This is a genomic window from Marinospirillum minutulum DSM 6287 (assembly GCF_000422325.1).
Taxonomy (GTDB): domain Bacteria; phylum Pseudomonadota; class Gammaproteobacteria; order Pseudomonadales; family Halomonadaceae; genus Marinospirillum; species Marinospirillum minutulum.
This window is the reverse complement of sequence record NZ_AULO01000011.1, coordinates 117485-132676: the sequence shown is the minus strand read 5'-3', so window position 1 is coordinate 132676 and position 15192 is coordinate 117485. Positions and strand designations below refer to the sequence as shown.

The 15192-nt window shown below is 43.1% G+C and carries 16 protein-coding genes and 1 pseudogene; 9 read left to right on the top strand and 8 right to left on the bottom strand.

Annotated elements, in window-relative coordinates; genetic code table 11:
* Positions 1 to 77 precede the first annotated feature (77 nt).
* Positions 78 to 824, top strand: coding sequence for a DinB/UmuC family translesion DNA polymerase (locus tag H571_RS16290; RefSeq protein ID WP_425411348.1), 747 nt, complete (start codon positions 78 to 80; stop codon positions 822 to 824).
* A gap of 56 nt (positions 825 to 880) precedes the next feature.
* Here the strand turns inward: H571_RS16290 and H571_RS0105940 are convergent, their stop codons facing one another.
* Complete coding sequence (locus H571_RS0105940; RefSeq protein ID WP_027848509.1) at positions 881 to 1462, bottom strand: cupredoxin domain-containing protein; 582 nt, start codon at positions 1460 to 1462, stop codon at positions 881 to 883.
* A 170-nt stretch (positions 1463 to 1632) separates the two neighbouring features.
* On the opposite strand from H571_RS0105940, the gene H571_RS0105935 reads away from it, so the two are divergent.
* Positions 1633 to 2310 (top strand): heavy metal response regulator transcription factor, encoded by a 678-nt coding sequence (locus tag H571_RS0105935; RefSeq protein WP_027848508.1) that lies wholly within the window; start codon positions 1633 to 1635, stop codon positions 2308 to 2310.
* Here the strand turns inward: H571_RS0105935 and H571_RS0105930 are convergent.
* Positions 2307 to 3707, bottom strand: a complete 1401-nt coding sequence (locus H571_RS0105930; RefSeq protein ID WP_027848507.1) for a Cu(+)/Ag(+) sensor histidine kinase — start codon at positions 3705 to 3707, stop codon at positions 2307 to 2309. The genes H571_RS0105935 and H571_RS0105930 overlap by 4 nt on opposite strands.
* Positions 3708 to 3856: 149 nt before the next feature.
* On the opposite strand from H571_RS0105930, the gene H571_RS0105925 reads away from it, so the two are divergent.
* Complete coding sequence (locus H571_RS0105925) at positions 3857 to 4336, top strand: c-type cytochrome (protein WP_051168180.1); 480 nt, start codon at positions 3857 to 3859, stop codon at positions 4334 to 4336.
* A gap of 499 nt (positions 4337 to 4835) precedes the next feature.
* Complete coding sequence (locus H571_RS0105915) at positions 4836 to 7169, top strand: heavy metal translocating P-type ATPase (RefSeq protein ID WP_027848504.1); 2334 nt, start codon at positions 4836 to 4838, stop codon at positions 7167 to 7169.
* 107 nt (positions 7170 to 7276) lie between these two features.
* Here H571_RS0105915 and H571_RS15790 read toward each other — a convergent pair whose 3' ends face one another.
* The gene (locus H571_RS15790; protein ID WP_281167274.1) at positions 7277 to 7420 is read right to left on the bottom strand and encodes a manganese efflux pump; all 144 of its coding nucleotides are present in this window, start codon (positions 7418 to 7420) and stop codon (positions 7277 to 7279) included.
* Between the two features lie 148 nt (positions 7421 to 7568).
* Positions 7569 to 7970, bottom strand: coding sequence for a helix-turn-helix domain-containing protein (locus H571_RS15490; RefSeq protein WP_051168179.1), 402 nt, complete (start codon positions 7968 to 7970; stop codon positions 7569 to 7571).
* A gap of 180 nt (positions 7971 to 8150) precedes the next feature.
* Between H571_RS15490 and H571_RS14375 the strand changes: the two genes are divergently transcribed.
* The 5 genes from H571_RS14375 (at position 8151) to H571_RS0105880 (ending at position 13019) form a co-directional block, all read left to right on the top strand.
* Complete coding sequence (locus tag H571_RS14375; protein ID WP_036217768.1) at positions 8151 to 8384, top strand: helix-turn-helix domain-containing protein; 234 nt, start codon at positions 8151 to 8153, stop codon at positions 8382 to 8384.
* Entirely contained in the window at positions 8378 to 10990 is a 2613-nt protein-coding gene (locus H571_RS0105895) for a toprim domain-containing protein (RefSeq protein WP_027848503.1), read from the top strand. Before H571_RS14375 ends, H571_RS0105895 begins: the two co-directional genes overlap by 7 nt.
* A 405-nt stretch (positions 10991 to 11395) precedes the next feature.
* Positions 11396 to 12373, top strand: a complete 978-nt coding sequence (gene parM, locus H571_RS0105890) for a ParM/StbA family protein (RefSeq protein ID WP_027848502.1) — start codon at positions 11396 to 11398, stop codon at positions 12371 to 12373.
* A 16-nt stretch (positions 12374 to 12389) separates the two neighbouring features.
* Positions 12390 to 12782, top strand: a complete 393-nt coding sequence (locus H571_RS0105885) for a hypothetical protein (protein WP_027848501.1) — start codon at positions 12390 to 12392, stop codon at positions 12780 to 12782.
* A gap of 9 nt (positions 12783 to 12791) precedes the next feature.
* Positions 12792 to 13019 carry a hypothetical protein gene (locus H571_RS0105880; protein WP_027848500.1) on the top strand — a complete coding sequence of 76 codons (228 nt, stop codon included), beginning with the start codon at positions 12792 to 12794 and terminating at the stop codon, positions 13017 to 13019.
* A gap of 134 nt (positions 13020 to 13153) precedes the next feature.
* Here the strand turns inward: H571_RS0105880 and H571_RS0105875 are convergent, their stop codons facing one another.
* The 4 genes and pseudogenes from H571_RS0105875 to H571_RS16285 all read right to left on the bottom strand — a co-directional run.
* Positions 13154 to 14113, bottom strand: coding sequence for a restriction endonuclease (locus tag H571_RS0105875; protein ID WP_036217766.1), 960 nt, complete (start codon positions 14111 to 14113; stop codon positions 13154 to 13156).
* 119 nt (positions 14114 to 14232) lie between these two features.
* The gene (locus H571_RS0105870) at positions 14233 to 14511 is read right to left on the bottom strand and encodes a hypothetical protein (RefSeq protein ID WP_027848498.1); all 279 of its coding nucleotides are present in this window, start codon (positions 14509 to 14511) and stop codon (positions 14233 to 14235) included.
* Positions 14477 to 14839: a hypothetical protein gene (locus H571_RS0105865; RefSeq protein ID WP_027848497.1), complete on the bottom strand. Its 363-nt coding sequence runs from the start codon at positions 14837 to 14839 to the stop codon at positions 14477 to 14479. The genes H571_RS0105870 and H571_RS0105865 overlap by 35 nt, the downstream gene beginning before the upstream one ends.
* Before the next feature lie 204 nt (positions 14840 to 15043).
* Positions 15044 to 15154: pseudogene (locus H571_RS16285) on the bottom strand (signal peptidase II); the annotation flags it as partial.
* Positions 15155 to 15192 lie beyond the last annotated feature (38 nt).

Here is a 15192-nt window from a genome sequence, read left to right as displayed (position 1 = left end):
CTAATCATGGTGCCAAGCAATACCCAGCAACGGGTGGCGTCGTCGACTTAACTGCAAGAGTCAGGCAAGAAAAATTAATGGCGATTACCCCAGTTGAAGAAGTATGGGGTGTTGGCAGGCAACTGACTAAACGCTTGAATGCAATGGGTATTACAACAGCGTTAGATTTAGCGCAAACCGACCCTCAACAGATTAGAAACCAGTTTTCTATTGTGTTGGAAAGAACAGTCCATGAATTAAACGGCATTGCTTGCCTTGAATTAGAAGAAGTTCCTGCTAAGAGAAAACAGATTATCAGCAGCCGATCCTTTGGTCAGGTGGTTACTGAATTAGATAATATGCGCCAAGCCATAGCTCGGCACGCCGCCCGTGCAGCAGAAAAGCTAAGGGCTGAAGATCAACAAGCTAAGGTGCTGACAGTCTTTATTCAAACCAATCGATTTAAAACCGATCAACCCAGTTATAGCAACTCAGCCACAGGCCAACTCCCCGAGCCAAGTAATGATTCAAGGGCTTTAACGCGTTTAGCCATGCAACTGCTAGAAAGTATTTGGCGAGATGGATACCGCTATAACAAAGGTGGCGTGATGCTGGCTGATTTTTATGACCAGAATGCCAGCCAACCCAGCTTGTTTGAAGATATGACCAAGAAATACCGCAGTAAAAAGTTAATGGCAGCGGTCGATCAAATTAATGAAAGCGGTTTAGGTACAGTGACTTTAGCTAGCCAAGGAAACTGCAACACCAACACTTGGGCAATGAAAAGAGAACACCTCTCCCCAGCCTATACAACCCGTTGGAACGATTTGCCTAAGGTGAAGTGAGGTGATTCTGTAGTTAAAATCAGGTAACTACCCTATTAATTGTGGGCTACTCCAGCTTACTTAACTTTTACCTGACCTTTCATACCTGCTTCAAAATGCCCTGGTAGTAAGCAAGCAAAATCAACAACCCCAGCTTGATCAAACTTCCAGATTAACTCACCCTTTGCACCAGGCTTCAAAGTGATTGCATTAGGGTCGTCGTGCACCATATTAGGCATCATACGCATTTCTTTAGCATGTTCTAAAAGTGACTCCATCTCACCTATAACTAGCTCATGATCTATTCTACCTTCATTAACAACCTTTAAACGTACAGTTTCTCCAGCAGACACCTCTAGTTTCTCAGGTATGAAACGCATATTATCCTTCATCACTAGCTCAATAGTACGAGTCACTTCAGTCGCTAGACCTGGCTGCCCGATACCCTCCATCTTGTGATCATGGCTGCCCATATTATGATTTATGCCTGACATATTATTTTTATGATGATTTCTACGCATCATCTCGTGATTATGCTGTCCACCTTGGTTAGACATTTTATGCCTATGATCGCCGCCATGATGGTTAGTTTGTTCACTCGCTGCTATCGCAAGCATTGGCAATAAAGATAGCAATAAAACGGATAGTACTTTATTCATTTTCTTTCCTTAAAATTTAACAATGTGAATTAATTACTGATTAAATAGTAAACAATAGTCTCTGTCGGTAAGATGACGGCTGCATTACAAACTTGTCATCTATTGCTCCCCTAGATTGATGTAAACTAAGCTTTTATAAGAAGCCTTCGGTATTTAATTAAGGGGCAGCAATGAAAGTTTTAGTAATAGAAGATGAGCAAAAAACAGGTGACTACCTGCAAACAGGGCTTAGTGAAGCAGGCTTTGTGGTTGATCTTTCTAGAAATGGCCTCGATGGGCTTTATCAGGCTATCAACGAACCTTACGACCTTCTTATTGTTGATATCATGCTGCCTGATCTTGATGGTTGGCGTATTGTGGAAACCTTACGCAGCAAAGATAAACAAATACCCATCTTGTTTTTAACAGCAAAAGACAGTGTTGAAGATAGGGTTAAAGGATTAGAGCTTGGGGCTGATGATTATTTAGTTAAGCCCTTCGCTTTTTCTGAGTTACTGGCTCGGGTACGCTCTTTGTTGCGCCGTGGTACACCGCAAGTAGAAAACAACCAACTAGCAGTCGCTGATCTAAAATTAGACTTGCCTCGTCGCCAAGTTACTCGTGCTGGGGGGCTTATTCATCTGACCAATAAAGAATTTACTTTGTTAGAACTGCTGGTTCGTCGCCAGGATGAGGTGTTACCACGCTCTTTGATTGCTTCTTTAGTATGGGATATGAATTTTGACAGTGACACCAATGTTATTGATGTTGCTATTCGTCGCTTACGAGCCAAAATTGACGAGCCTTATGAACTTAAACTTATTAAGACCATAAGGGGTATGGGCTATACCTTAAACCAAGCTAACTAGTTGATAGGTAACACTAGCTCAAAAGTCATGATACCTTTGCTATTTTTAGCAGTAATAGTGCCGCCATGACTAGCAATAATTGACTGGGTTATTGCTAAACCTAGCCCTGTCCCTTCATTTTTACGTTGTCGAGAAGGATCAACACGATAAAAACGGTCAAATAATTTAGGTAAATGCTCTGAACTAACCGGTATCCCTTGGTTAGAAATGCAAATAATGACCTTTGTCTTCTTCTGTTCGAGGTGAACTTTTATTTCCTCGCCTTGAGTGGTATAGCGTATTGCATTAGATAAAATATTACTTAAAGCACGGCGAAGCATAAGACGATCCCCTACTATAAGGGGTACAACCCCTTCACAAGTCAGCGTTATTTGTTGCTCTTCTGCCCAAGCCTCAAAGTAATCAAAGAGTGCCTTTACTTCATCATTTAAACTTACCTTATCAAGCTCTTTTTTAAGTTGATTATTATCAGCTTGAGCTAAAAACAGCATATCGCCAACCATTTTAGCCATCCGCTCATATTCCTCTAGGCAGGAATACAAAACTTCTTGGTATTCTTCATTAGTACGTGGCTTTGAGAGAACGACTTCCGTCTGAGTTTTTAAATTAGTAATGGGTGTTCGCAATTCATGTGCTATATCAGCTGAAAAATTTGAAAGGCGCTGAAATCCTTCTTCAATGCGACTAAGCATGGCGTTAAAAGAGATAGCTAACTCAGTTAATTCTATTGGGACTGAATCAGGATCAAGTCGAATGAATAAATGATCAGACTTTATTTGTTGAATCTCTTGGCTAATACGCCTTAATGGCGCATGACCTAGATAAACAGCCAGCCAAGTTGCAAAAATAGCAATTAGGCTGGCTATTAAAGTTATCAGTTTTAGATAATTCCGAAAGCCCTCTAAATAATGCAGATGAAAATCAATGTCAGTCACCACCGTTAAAATAAGGGGTTGCCTAATTAAAAGAGTAGGAGACAGTAGCTGAACTGCAGCACCTCGATAGGTTTTACCTGCGTTTTGCCAAACTTCAACTGTTTCAGTAATGATATTTGAGTTAAAAAGAACGGCTGGCTGGAAATCATCAAGCTTTAAGTTAGAAGAAGTATAAATTTCCTTATAATTCGCATCGAGGAGACGAAATTGTGCATTATGATGACCTGAAACGGCACCTGCTAAGCGTTGACTTAGCTCTTCATCAAATTCATTGGGTGGTGCCTTCCTAAGCACTTCTGCTACCGCTTGTATAACAGCATTTAGCTCATCAACGTCCTGTTGAATAAAATGCGAATCAATTGAACGCTCGACCACCCAACCAAAAGCAAGTAACACACAAGTAATAACAGCGCCAATGGTAACCGTTAGGTGTAAAGCTAAAGATGCCGGTTTTCTTGCCACAAAATAAACCTCACTAAAAAGCCACTCAATATAACTGATTCAGTGGCTAGCTCACATTACAAAAATGTAATGATTCAGTCATCTAGCCGACAGTTGGGATCTCTACAATTAGTTTAACTTCTAAAAACTAGTCAAATAGAGAAAGCAAAATGGCGATGAGCTTAAAAAAAGTAGCAACACTAGCGGGAGTGTCTGGCGTTTTAATACTCGGGATCAGTGTATTAGTTGGTGGGTTCTCTTTAGGCTTTAAGTCCTCTTATATTAATCCTTCTAACCAAAAACTAGTGACAAAAGGTAAGCAGGTTTATGAGGCTAACTGTGCATCTTGCCATGGTAGAAAGCTAGAAGGAGAACCCAATTGGCAGTTACGTAAAGCTAACGGTCGCCTACCTGCTCCGCCACACGATGAAACGGGCCACACTTGGCATCATCCAGATTCAATGCTATTTGATATTACCAAAAATGGCTTAGTGCCTGGAGTCACCGCACCACCTGGTTATACAAGTGATATGCCAGCCTACAAAAACTTGCTGAGTGATGATGAAATACGCGCAAGCCTTGCCTATATAAAAAGCCACTGGCCAAAGCAGGCCTTAGCTAGACAGAAAGCTATCACTCAGCGGCAGTAGTAAGCAGAAAAGCTGTATTTTCAGGTCAAGTATTTGAAGAACTACAGGCTGTTGCACTAGCAAGTTAAGTTTAGGATATAAAAACACGTCTACTAGAATAGATAGGCATTGATCACTAACGCAACTCTTTGATTATAGAGTATTTTTAAAGATTGGTGGTAATAGCACAGAGGGTTGATTTGCGTTATTGGGCGTAGGCTTGTCTTTTAAGAACAAACCTAGTGTAAAAGAATTGAGAGTATTTGAATCCGTAATAAATTGGAGAGTACTGTCATGATGGACGGGAATATGTTTTTTAATACTATGTGGGTTGGACATTGGCTATGGATGTTGGTCATTGCCATTATTGTCATAATACCTACTTGGCGAATTAGTCAGCGCGCTGGTTATCCTGGCTGGATAGGAGTTCTGGTTATAATACCGATGGTGAACCTAGCATTCTTATACTTCATTGCATTTTCGAATTGGCCAGCAGACAAAGCAAAATCAGGAGTGCAAAATGAGTGAACATAAGCACGATCAAGGTAAGCATCACTCTGAACATGCAGTAAAAGACCCAGTCTGCGGGATGTCTGTAGACCCTCATACGGCAGAGTATCGCAGTCAACATGCTGGCAAAACTTGGTATTTCTGCTCTTCCCGATGCCAGTCAAAGTTTGAAGAGGCTCCAGAGAAGCACCTTGATAAGGCGCAAGTGCCCGCGGAGCCGGTTGCCCCCGGCACTATGTACACTTGCCCAATGCACCCAGAGATCCGTCAATTAGGGTTTGGTGATTGCCCAATTTGTGGTATGGGTCTGGAGCCGGAGCAAGTGAGCCTCGACGATGGCCCGTCGGCAGAGCTTACCGATATGACGCGTCGATTCTGGGTTGGCCTAGTTCTAGCGCTCCCCGTATTTCTGCTTGAAATGGGAGGCCACTTTACCGGCCTTGATCAAATCGTATCGCCACAAGTTTCTAACTGGCTTCAATTGGTACTGGCGACACCTGTGGTTGTCTGGTGTGGTTGGCCGTTCTTTGTTCGAGGCTGGAAATCAGTGCTCAGCCGTAATCTGAACATGTTCACGCTAATCGCTATGGGTACCGGCGTCGCGTTGATCTATAGCTTTGTCGCAACTTTAGCTCCACAAATTTTCCCCGATGCTTTCCGACAAGTGGACGGCTCTGTTGCTGTGTATTTTGAAGCGGCAGCCGTCATTGTGGTGTTGGTATTACTTGGACAAGTACTGGAACTTCGTGCTCGAGAAAAAACCTCGGGAGCGATAAAGGCTCTGTTGGATTTGGCGCCGTCCACCGCAAGAAAGCTAGATGATAATGGTGGAGAGTCTGATGTCTCTCTGGATCAGGTTAAGGTCGGTGACCGCTTGCGAGTCCGCCCAGGCGATAAAGTACCCTTGGATGGCGAGATTCTGGAAGGGCGCTCCAATGTCGACGAATCACTGGTGACGGGTGAACCCTTGGCGGTGAGTAAGCAGGTGGGTGACCAGGTAATCGGTGGTAGCATGAACCAACAGGGCAGCTTTATTATGCGAGCTGACAAGGTTGGGCGCGACACTATGTTGTCGCAAATTGTACAGATGGTAGCCAATGCACAACGCAGTCGTGCGCCGATTCAAGCTTTGGCAGACAAGGTGTCCGGCTGGTTTGTTCCGCTAGTCATAGTCATCGCCGTCATTGCCTTTATTGTATGGTCAGCTATTGGGCCAATACCACCCATGGCATATGGTCTTATAGCAGCGGTGAGTGTACTAATTATTGCTTGCCCATGTGCGCTGGGCTTGGCAACACCTATGTCAATTATGGTTGGTGTAGGGAGAGGCGCTCAGAATGGAGTGCTGATTCGCGATGCTGAGGCGCTGGAACGCATGGAAAAGGTCGATACGGTGGTGGTTGATAAAACCGGCACACTGACCGAAGGTAAACCTCAGGTGACTAAGCTAGTTCCTGCAAATGGTTTCAGTGAGAAAGACCTGATGCGATATGCCGGTGGATTGGAAAAAGGCAGTGAGCATCCACTGGCGCATGCAATTCTTGATAAAGCCAAAGCCATGAAAATCACCTTGCCGGATGCCGAAGATTTTGATTCGCCGAACGGTAAAGGTGTAACCGGCAAGATTGATGGGAAAAGTGTTCTGATTGGTAACCGATTGTTGATGGAGTTAGAAGGCGTTGATACCTCGGCCTATGACGAGGAAGCAGATCAACTTCGCGTGGATGGTGCAACGGTGATCTTCACTGCGGTGGAAAATCAGGTGTGTGGTTTGATTGCCATAGCAGATCCAATCAAAGAAACTACAAAGGCGGCTATTTCTGCGCTGCAAAAGGATGGCATCCGTGTAGTCATGCTGACTGGAGATAACCGGACTTCCGCCGAAGCCGTCGCCCGCAAGCTTCATATTGATGAAGTAGAAGCGGAAGTGCTACCAGAAGACAAAGCGAAGGTAGTAGAGCGCCTAAAAGACGAGGGCCGTATTGTAGTGATGGCCGGTGACGGCGTGAATGATGCCCCTGCGCTGGCTACGGCTGATGTGGGTGTTGCTATGGGCACCGGCACGGATGTGGCTATAGAAAGCGCAGGCATTACCCTTTTACGTGGGGACTTGATGGGTATTGTGGAAGCGCGTCACTTATCAATCGCCACCATGCGTAATATCCGGCAAAACCTATTTTTTGCCTTTATCTATAACGCAGCGGGTATGCCGATTGCCGCCGGCCTACTCTACCCATTTGCTGGGATACTTTTGTCTCCGATTTTTGCAGCTGCAGCTATGTCACTGTCTTCGGTGAGTGTTATTGCCAATGCTCTCCGTTTGAGGGTAATTAAATTGAATTAAGTCAGTTAAAACTTAGCGATTAAGATATAGCCTCGTTGATTAACTGAGCATAATACTCAGTTAATCAGCAGAGGCTAAGTAAGTTAATTTTACCAATCAGCTACTAATTAAAAGTGTCCTATCAAAATCCAAACCCCCACACCTATAAGGGTAAGGCCACCAAAAACCTCTGCACGGTTGCCTAATACCGAACTTACAGTTCCACCAATCATAGCGCCTAATGTCACCATTAATGTTGTTGCTAAGCCTATTAAGGGCTCTGCGCACCCAAAAGGTAACCCTCCTACCTTTTAATTACCTAGCTCTGTCAGCCTAAAACCCTTCACTTATCGGGCTTCTAGGCATTCTTACCTTTATTACCTATTCCCCGTTCCCTTTAGCTAGCTTTGCTTTAAGGGTTTATTTGTATTGGTTTAGCACACTGGCTACTTTTTCATTAAGCTCGGCTTGCATCTTATCTAGGTCGATGGGTTTTAGGCTGGAGGCTTCTACTTCACATAGCTCAAACAGCTCTTCATCAGTTAGCTGTTTGCCGCCCCCTAATTTTTTCATTAGCTCAGGGCTAATTTGCCCAACATTGGGGGCTACTAGGCCGGTCATTGCCCAAAGGGTGTAACGCTTCATTCTTGGGCAATCCAATACCAACTGCAGGTTTTCATAGCTGGTTAGCCCACGCTGTTCTAAATAGCGGTAGGTGCTGTGTGGTATGCCAGCAATGTCAGCTATTTCTACTTGGGTATAACCTTCAGCCTTTCTTGCTTGCTGTATTTTCTTGCCTAAATCATCGTCTTGATTGGACATGCTGCCTCTCTTTAACAGTGTTCAAACTGCTCAATAACCAACACTGAGCAACAATAAACGACAAAACTACTTGTATATTGTTAGTTTGCTGTTAGGATTCACATAAAGAACAACATGTTAGTAATTTTGTAGCTTTCTTCAAATATTGCTCAAATATTAACAATTTTATTAGGTGACTGCATGAAAAAGCCCGACAAAACGGTTAATACTTCATCCCTTGCTGATAACCCTATACCGGTAATGACTTTAAAAAAGTTTGCTGCTGAAACAGGCTTAGCTTTGGCTGGCCCGACGGTGGTGAATGGCATGGTGCAGCGTAAAGCTTTGCCTACAGTCAAAATTGGTAAGCACCGAATGATTGATATGGATGCTTTGCGCTTAATGCTTGAAAAACAGCGTGATTCATCATGTTAGATAAAGATTTAACGCTGGCCATTACTCAGCGCTTAGTCAGTGAGTATCAGTTTAAGCAGCAGGGCGACTATTTACGGGGGCTTTGTCCTTCCTGTGGTAAGGCGGAAGCTTTTACGAAGGTAGATCAACCCTACGTTATTTTCTGTGGTCGTTTAAATAACTGTGGTGCAAGTCATACTGCCCGTAGCTTGTTTGCTGATTTGTTTGCCAACTGGTCAGAACGCTTTCCTGCTTCAGCCAGTGACGCGCTTGCTACTGCCCGTGCTTACTTAAAATACGATCGACAGTTTAATTTAACGCTTTTGGGTAATGTGTGGCAGCAGGGTGCGCTTCCTTTAAAGAATGGCTCTTTTGCTGCCACGGTTAAGTTTCCTTTGTGGGGTAATCACTACTGGCAGCGAGTGCTAGATACCGACCTAATCCCTTTATTAGATGTACCTGAAGGTCAGGCTAAAAAAGCGCGTTTCAGTGCGGGGGTAAAATACTCGGGCAAGTGCTGGGTACCGCCTAATATGCAGCTTCAAAAAGGTGACAGTGTTTATATTGTTGAAGGCATTTTTGATGCGATTGCTTTGTGGATGTACGACATTAAAAGCATTGCTGCCTTTAGCTGTAACAACCTACCAACTGAATTTATTGAACAGCACCAAGCCTTAGACATTGAATGGGTGTTGGCTTATGACGCTGATGCAGCCGGTACTCGAGCAGCACTTAAATTTAAGCAGCAGTTAATTGAACTAGAGCAAAAGGTATCAATTGCCCTCACCCCGTCTAAAGATTTGGATTGGGATGACTGCCACCGTTTAGGCAAGCTTAATGATTCTAGCTTTTGGGAAGCTTGCCATTACCGTGGCAAGCTACTGCAGGCAGAGTCAGCCAGTGGTTATGCAAAAGTCATGTATGAGCATAAAAGCTTTAGCCGCTGTGTATTTGAGTATGCCAAGGCTACTTGGTCAATTAGTGTGGATAGCAATGAGTATGAAAAAGAGCTGCAAGAAAGCACCACCCCTAGCACGGCTTTTCATAAAGCCAGTAAAATTCGCAAAATCAGTAACTGCACTCAAGAGTTTTTGTACATTGAACGGGATGAACTGGCCGATGATCAAAACTATGTGCTTAAACTGCGTTACGAGAACGGCCACCCTGATCAAATCATTCTATTGCCCGGTAGCTGCATTGATTCCCCCAGTAGCCTAAATAAAGCCTTACTCCAAAGGGGTTCAGGTGCGTTATTTACCGGTAACACCCAAGACTTAAATACCCTGCAAAATCGCTGGTTTAAAACCATTCGCACCATTCAAAGCCTGCCTTTTATTGGTTATGACCGCCTTTCTAAAACCTACGTTTATCAAACCTTTGCGGTGCGTGATGGCCGGGTGATTGAACGCAATAACGATGGTTACTTTGAATTAGGTAAGCTAGGGCTAAAAACTAATCTAAAAAGCCCCCACATCAACTATGCCAGTGGTTTTAACCCTGCTTGGGTCAGTGATTTATGGGCGGCCTTTGGTGCTAAAGGACTGATTACTTTGGGCTTCTGGACTGCCACCCTCTTTGCGCAACAAATTCGCAGCCAGCACAAAAGCCTGCCTTTTTTTGAAGTCACGGGTGAGCCAGGGGCAGGTAAATCAACCTTAATCGAAATTCTTTGGGCGGCTTGTGGGCGCGATTATGAAGGTTTTGATCCTGCTAAAGCCAGACCCGCTGCCATTAGGCGTACCTTTAACCAAGTGGCTAACCTACCTGTGGTGTTGATTGAGTCGGATTACACCGAAGAAAAGAAACACTTAGCCCAATTTACCTTTGACTCGATTAAGCCCCTTTACGATGGTCGGGGAACCGGTGCTATCGGTATAGCTAACCGAGGTAATGATACTGAAGAAGCCATGTTCCAAGGAGCAATAGTTATCGCTCAAAACACTGAAGTACAAGGTGAACAGGCAACTTTAGAGCGTATTCTTGCCCTACGTTTTAACCGCGCCAAACGTGAAACCATACCTGCAGCCCAGCGATTAATTAATGCCTCTAAAGAAGATAACTTTGCTAGCTTCTTACCCCAAGTCATTAAACAAGAAAAAGCTTGGCTAGAATGCTTTGAAAAAGGCATGAAAGCCTATGAAGAGACTTTATGGAATGCACCGCTAACAGGACACAACAGCCAAGCCATTAAGAACAACCGCCTAGTACTTAACCATTTACAGCTAATGGCCGCTGTAGCCACGCTACCGATGATTTTTGGTAAGCAATACATCAGTGACGCTATGCTTCAAACCTGTGAAACAGAAGTGCTAACCATGTTAGCTGAACGGCATAAACGCATTGCGGGTGATAACCCTATAATTGAAGAATTTTGGGAAACCTACCATTACATTAACGACCAAGAAAACCAGCTTAACCATAGTAATAGTCCTGATACAGACATCGCCATTAACATTCCGCACTTTATGGATCTTTGCCGTACCTTCAACCAGCCCATGTTTGATCCTAAGGAATTAAAAAAATACCTGCCTAATTCCAGCCGTTACCCCTACAGGGAACAGAAGAAGGTTTGGAGCCGAATTAAAAAACGTACCCTGAGCTGCTGGGTATTCAACGTAAAGCAATAACACGCCTAAAATGCCAATTTTTAGCCCTGCCTAGCCACCTAGGGAAAAGGGTAATAAAGGTAATATCTATTCTAAACAGCCATAAAACAGGGCTTACAGCCTTATATGTATAGTAATAATTAGGTAAGGAAGAAGTAATAACCTTACCTAAACTCCCTTCTTACCCCAGTCCTTTTTTACAGCTTTCACCCCTCTTTTTCAGATTCAGCCAAAACTACCAATATATTATTAATTTGATTGACACTATCTATTTTATAGCTATAAACTAACTCTATATTGTTTATTTAATACAGGCTCAAGCAATACAAACAATATAAAGTCAGTCTATTTGAGCTAGCTATTTGCTAGACAAGAAGTGGACATCAGATAGATACCCAATAGGTATCCAATAGATACGAGGTCGATATGAGCAAGATAGCAGTGGGTTTAGACAGCGGTTGTGCTTTTAACAAAACGGCTTTTCTTAATGAAGAACAGCAATGGGTTGAGAGTTCAACTCCCTCCTTGGTTCGTTCCGGACGTGCCAATATCACGCTAAGTGGTTCTCAAGGTTATAGCTATACCTGCGAAGGTGAACAATGGACTGCCGATGAAAATGCCGTGGATGCAGAAGACACTCGTTTTGATTCTTTCTCCTACTCCACTTTAAATACGGTGCTTACCCATCACACCCTTAATAAGCTGGTAGCAGAGAACAGTTTAAACAATGAAGTCAGCATCAGTACCGGCTTGCCACTGAATCATTACTTCACTGAGCAAGGCATTAATAAAAGTGCCATTCAACGCAAACAAGCTGCACTTCTTAAGCCGGTACAAGGTTCTGGCGTTAATTTGGTTTGTCAGCAAGTCTGCCCTGAAGGTTTAGCCGGTTGGGTGGATGCAAGAATTGATCGCTTAGGTCATGAAAAAGCTTCACAAAGCCATGCTGTTGCCGTGGCTGATATCGGTGGCCGTACCACGGATATTTGTGTAGTGCTGCCGGATTACAGCTTAATAACCGAATACACCAGCACCTTAAACATTGGCTGTTTAGATATAGCTGCAGAAGCCAATCGCTTGATTAGCCAACGTTATGGGGTGGGCACTATCAATATGTTAGCTATGTACCAAGTGTTAGCCAGCGGTAAAATTGATTTAGGCAGGGGCAAGGTGCAGGAAGTCACTGAAGAAACCCAGCAAGCCACCCAAACTATTGCAGGCCGAATTACCCGTGAGATAGAACGTCGAACTGGCAAAGTGCCTCACCTAGAAGGCTTTTGTTATTTAGGCGGTGGTGCCGAACAGTTAAAGCAGTTTATTACTGGTCACAGCATTTTTATTCCCGAAAGACCGCGTTTTGCTAATGCGCGTGGTTTTCTAAAAATCATGCAGTACCTGAGCTGAGTCAGGAGCAAAGACCATGACAGTGACTAGAAACAAAAAAATCACCATTTACCTAGATAACAACATTACCCCTGAGTTAAGAGCATGGCTGGCCAAAAATGGCGATAGCTATGGCGGTCGTCGCTTGTTGCGTATGGGGTATTTACTGGAGCAATCGGGTTTAGCTGATCAAATTATGCTGCTAGCAACACAAAAAGGCATGGCACAAGCCAGTGAGTTTGATTTGGTGGCTAAGGCAGTTGAACTACTAGCACCCCTTCAAACCCCAGTACAGCCAGAACAACCCACTATTGAAGCAGCACCAGAAACAGCAACAACAATAACAGCAATTACAGAACAGGTTAACCAGCCTGAACCGGAAACCAAAATACCTAAAAAATCTTTGTTTGCAGCAGGAAGAAAAGATTAAGGAGACAAAATGCGTGTAACCACACCCACCAATTTAGTTTTTGATGACAGTGACCCACGTTGCTTTTTAAAGCTAGAAACCGGACAGCACGGCCAACACTACGCCTTTGTGCAATGTGTAGACGTTAATACCGGAGAGAAAAGCCGCTACTGGGGAATTTGGTGCCACCAAGAACAAGAAGCAGCCATGAAAGAAATACTTAACTGGGGCGGCAAATGGCCAAACCTACCCAAGTAAAATGCTAAAGCTATTAATAGGAATAAAAAAAGCCATCTAGCTAGAGTTAGGTGGCTTAGGGGGTTAAGTGCAATTAAATTATTTGTACATCCACGTAGATAGTTAAACGCCTAAACAACATCTAGACTTATACTTTACTTACTGCCAAGCCCAATAATTAAGCTTGGAGCATGCCTAAGTATAAAACGTGAAACTTCTACACCAGCAATAATATCAATTGGTTTTCCAAGCCTCTCACTAACAAGATGAGCATATTCCTCTAATTGCTCACTCGTATTACCGGTAGTAATTAATAACCCTCCATCACCATAATACTTGTCAATTCCTTCAGCTATCTGGTTAATAGCAGTCAATTCTGTATGTTCTCCAGCATAGGATTTAACTTGAACAATTAACTTACTAGACAAGCTTAAACATGAAAGTGGATTAAGAAACTCTACAATAAGGTCTGCGCCATGATCTGATTTCCAGCCAAATCCATTCATTGTAGACTCAACGTTGGGTATTGAATTAAAAACAGAATGAAGGAGCTTTTCTAGTTCTTTACTACGGTTCAACTCATGAATATATTTTGTAATTTTGGGAAGTAGGTCTGTATTAAACTTTGCTCTAAGGTGAAGGACTCCCCTCAACTCTCCTTCTAGAATCTCTGTATTTTTACACTTCAAATTTTCTAAGCTTTGTAAGAAGTCTTCAACCTGTTTAACTCGCTGACCACGACGCATGGGACGAAGGTTAACTGAAGGTAAAATCCTTTCATCATTTCGGTCGAACTCCACTATTGTCTCAGGGTTTATCGGTATAAAGTTACAGAAATCGATACCCCAAGAACACTTTAAACCTTCATCGTATTGATAAGTACCTGTCGCCTGTACTGCAACACAATGTCCATATTTTGGAGAGTTAACGTGAACTATCCAATCGCCCGCCTTGATTTTTAGAAGGAACCCGTTGCCACCATGATATTCATTAATAAGTGAAGTTTCTTGATCCCACATTCCAAAACGAGATTTACCTTTCATGATTTCTGCATAGACCATAGCTCTGGCAGAGTCATTATCGACTTTAGCAAAAGCAAAAACTTGTGGCTTCATATTATCCTCAATAAGCTTTATTACCTGTAAACGTATAAGGTCACTAAAAAAATATATGTATACCTAAAATTTATTCCTACTTACTAAACTAAGCCAGTTTTTATTCATTACCCTCCTCCTTAAAAGTTATTTTTTTGAGCGTACAGAAGTGATACTTCCGTCACTTCTGCTTCAGGCGAGTTAAAAAATGCGATATTGAGCAGAGTTTTTTTGTCAGCCTGATTTGATATAGCTTCTGCAATAGCCTGAAACTCTTCCAGTGAAATATCTGCTGCATTAGCTATATAAGCAAGAGTATTAGAGGTGCTAGCTACCCCTTCTAAAGCATTACTACCCTCAAGTATTTCTGAGGCAGCAATGGTTTTAAAGACAAATCGATGTTTTTTTTGTGACTTCAAGTGTTTCAACTAAATCATTAAAGTCTAATGAAATTAGACCCGAGTTGTTGGTGACGTTGAAGGTTTTAATGGCACGCTCAGCCCAGCTGTTAAATATTTTGTTGCTGCAAAGCTTATGGCATTGAATTTGATAGTTATTTTCAGCTAAGTCCCGCTCAACACCTTGCTTATCTAAAAACACACTGATTACTTCAGGATCAGTATTCTGGTAATCGGCTGGTGCAGCAACTAAAAACTCTAACCCAACAGTTTTTCGTTCTTCACCCTCCTGATTCAGTAAAGGCGAAACAAAAAGGTTATTGCCGGTTAAGAAGTTTTTAGTAATCAAGTAATACTCAGGTCTTACATATTTATTTGGGTATACGGATTTAATGGTTGATGGGGCACCTTCACCCCATCAATCTGATACCACCCTCAGATGGTTGATAGATCGACTCCGTAGTTGAGTTCCTCTGCGAAGTCCGGCAGTCCGTAACCGATGGATCAGCTTGATCAGAAAAATCGAGACCACTACCGCGATTCCGATAAAAAAGTAGCGCTGCCAGCCTCCACCATTCGCAAAAAGACTGAATGCGGCACCGGTGTTCCATAGGTGCACCCAGTTAAAGAACGGGGTCACCGAAACATACTCGCCATAGGCCATTGATTGCTGCACCAGCCACTTTACAGCCTGATCAGACG

Bases quoted from the DNA above. Each gene is read 5' to 3' on its own strand.
- H571_RS0105885 (WP_027848501.1), top strand. From the start codon at position 12,390: ATGACAGTGACTAGAAACAAAAAAATCACCATTTACCTAGATAACAAC.
- H571_RS0105915 (WP_027848504.1), top strand. From the start codon at position 4,836: ATGAGTGAACATAAGCACGATCAAGGTAAGCATCACTCTGAACATGCA.
- H571_RS0105895 (WP_027848503.1), top strand. From the start codon at position 8,378: ATGTTAGATAAAGATTTAACGCTGGCCATTACTCAGCGCTTAGTCAGT.
- H571_RS0105925 (WP_051168180.1), top strand. From the start codon at position 3,857: ATGGCGATGAGCTTAAAAAAAGTAGCAACACTAGCGGGAGTGTCTGGC.
- H571_RS0105875 (WP_036217766.1), bottom strand. From the start codon at position 14,113: ATGAAGCCACAAGTTTTTGCTTTTGCTAAAGTCGATAATGACTCTGCC.
- parM (WP_027848502.1), top strand. From the start codon at position 11,396: ATGAGCAAGATAGCAGTGGGTTTAGACAGCGGTTGTGCTTTTAACAAA.
- H571_RS0105935 (WP_027848508.1), top strand. From the start codon at position 1,633: ATGAAAGTTTTAGTAATAGAAGATGAGCAAAAAACAGGTGACTACCTG.
- H571_RS15490 (WP_051168179.1), bottom strand. From the start codon at position 7,970: ATGTCCAATCAAGACGATGATTTAGGCAAGAAAATACAGCAAGCAAGA.
- H571_RS0105940 (WP_027848509.1), bottom strand. From the start codon at position 1,462: ATGAATAAAGTACTATCCGTTTTATTGCTATCTTTATTGCCAATGCTT.
- H571_RS16290 (WP_425411348.1), top strand. From the start codon at position 78: ATGGCGATTACCCCAGTTGAAGAAGTATGGGGTGTTGGCAGGCAACTG.
- H571_RS14375 (WP_036217768.1), top strand. From the start codon at position 8,151: ATGAAAAAGCCCGACAAAACGGTTAATACTTCATCCCTTGCTGATAAC.
- H571_RS0105880 (WP_027848500.1), top strand. From the start codon at position 12,792: ATGCGTGTAACCACACCCACCAATTTAGTTTTTGATGACAGTGACCCA.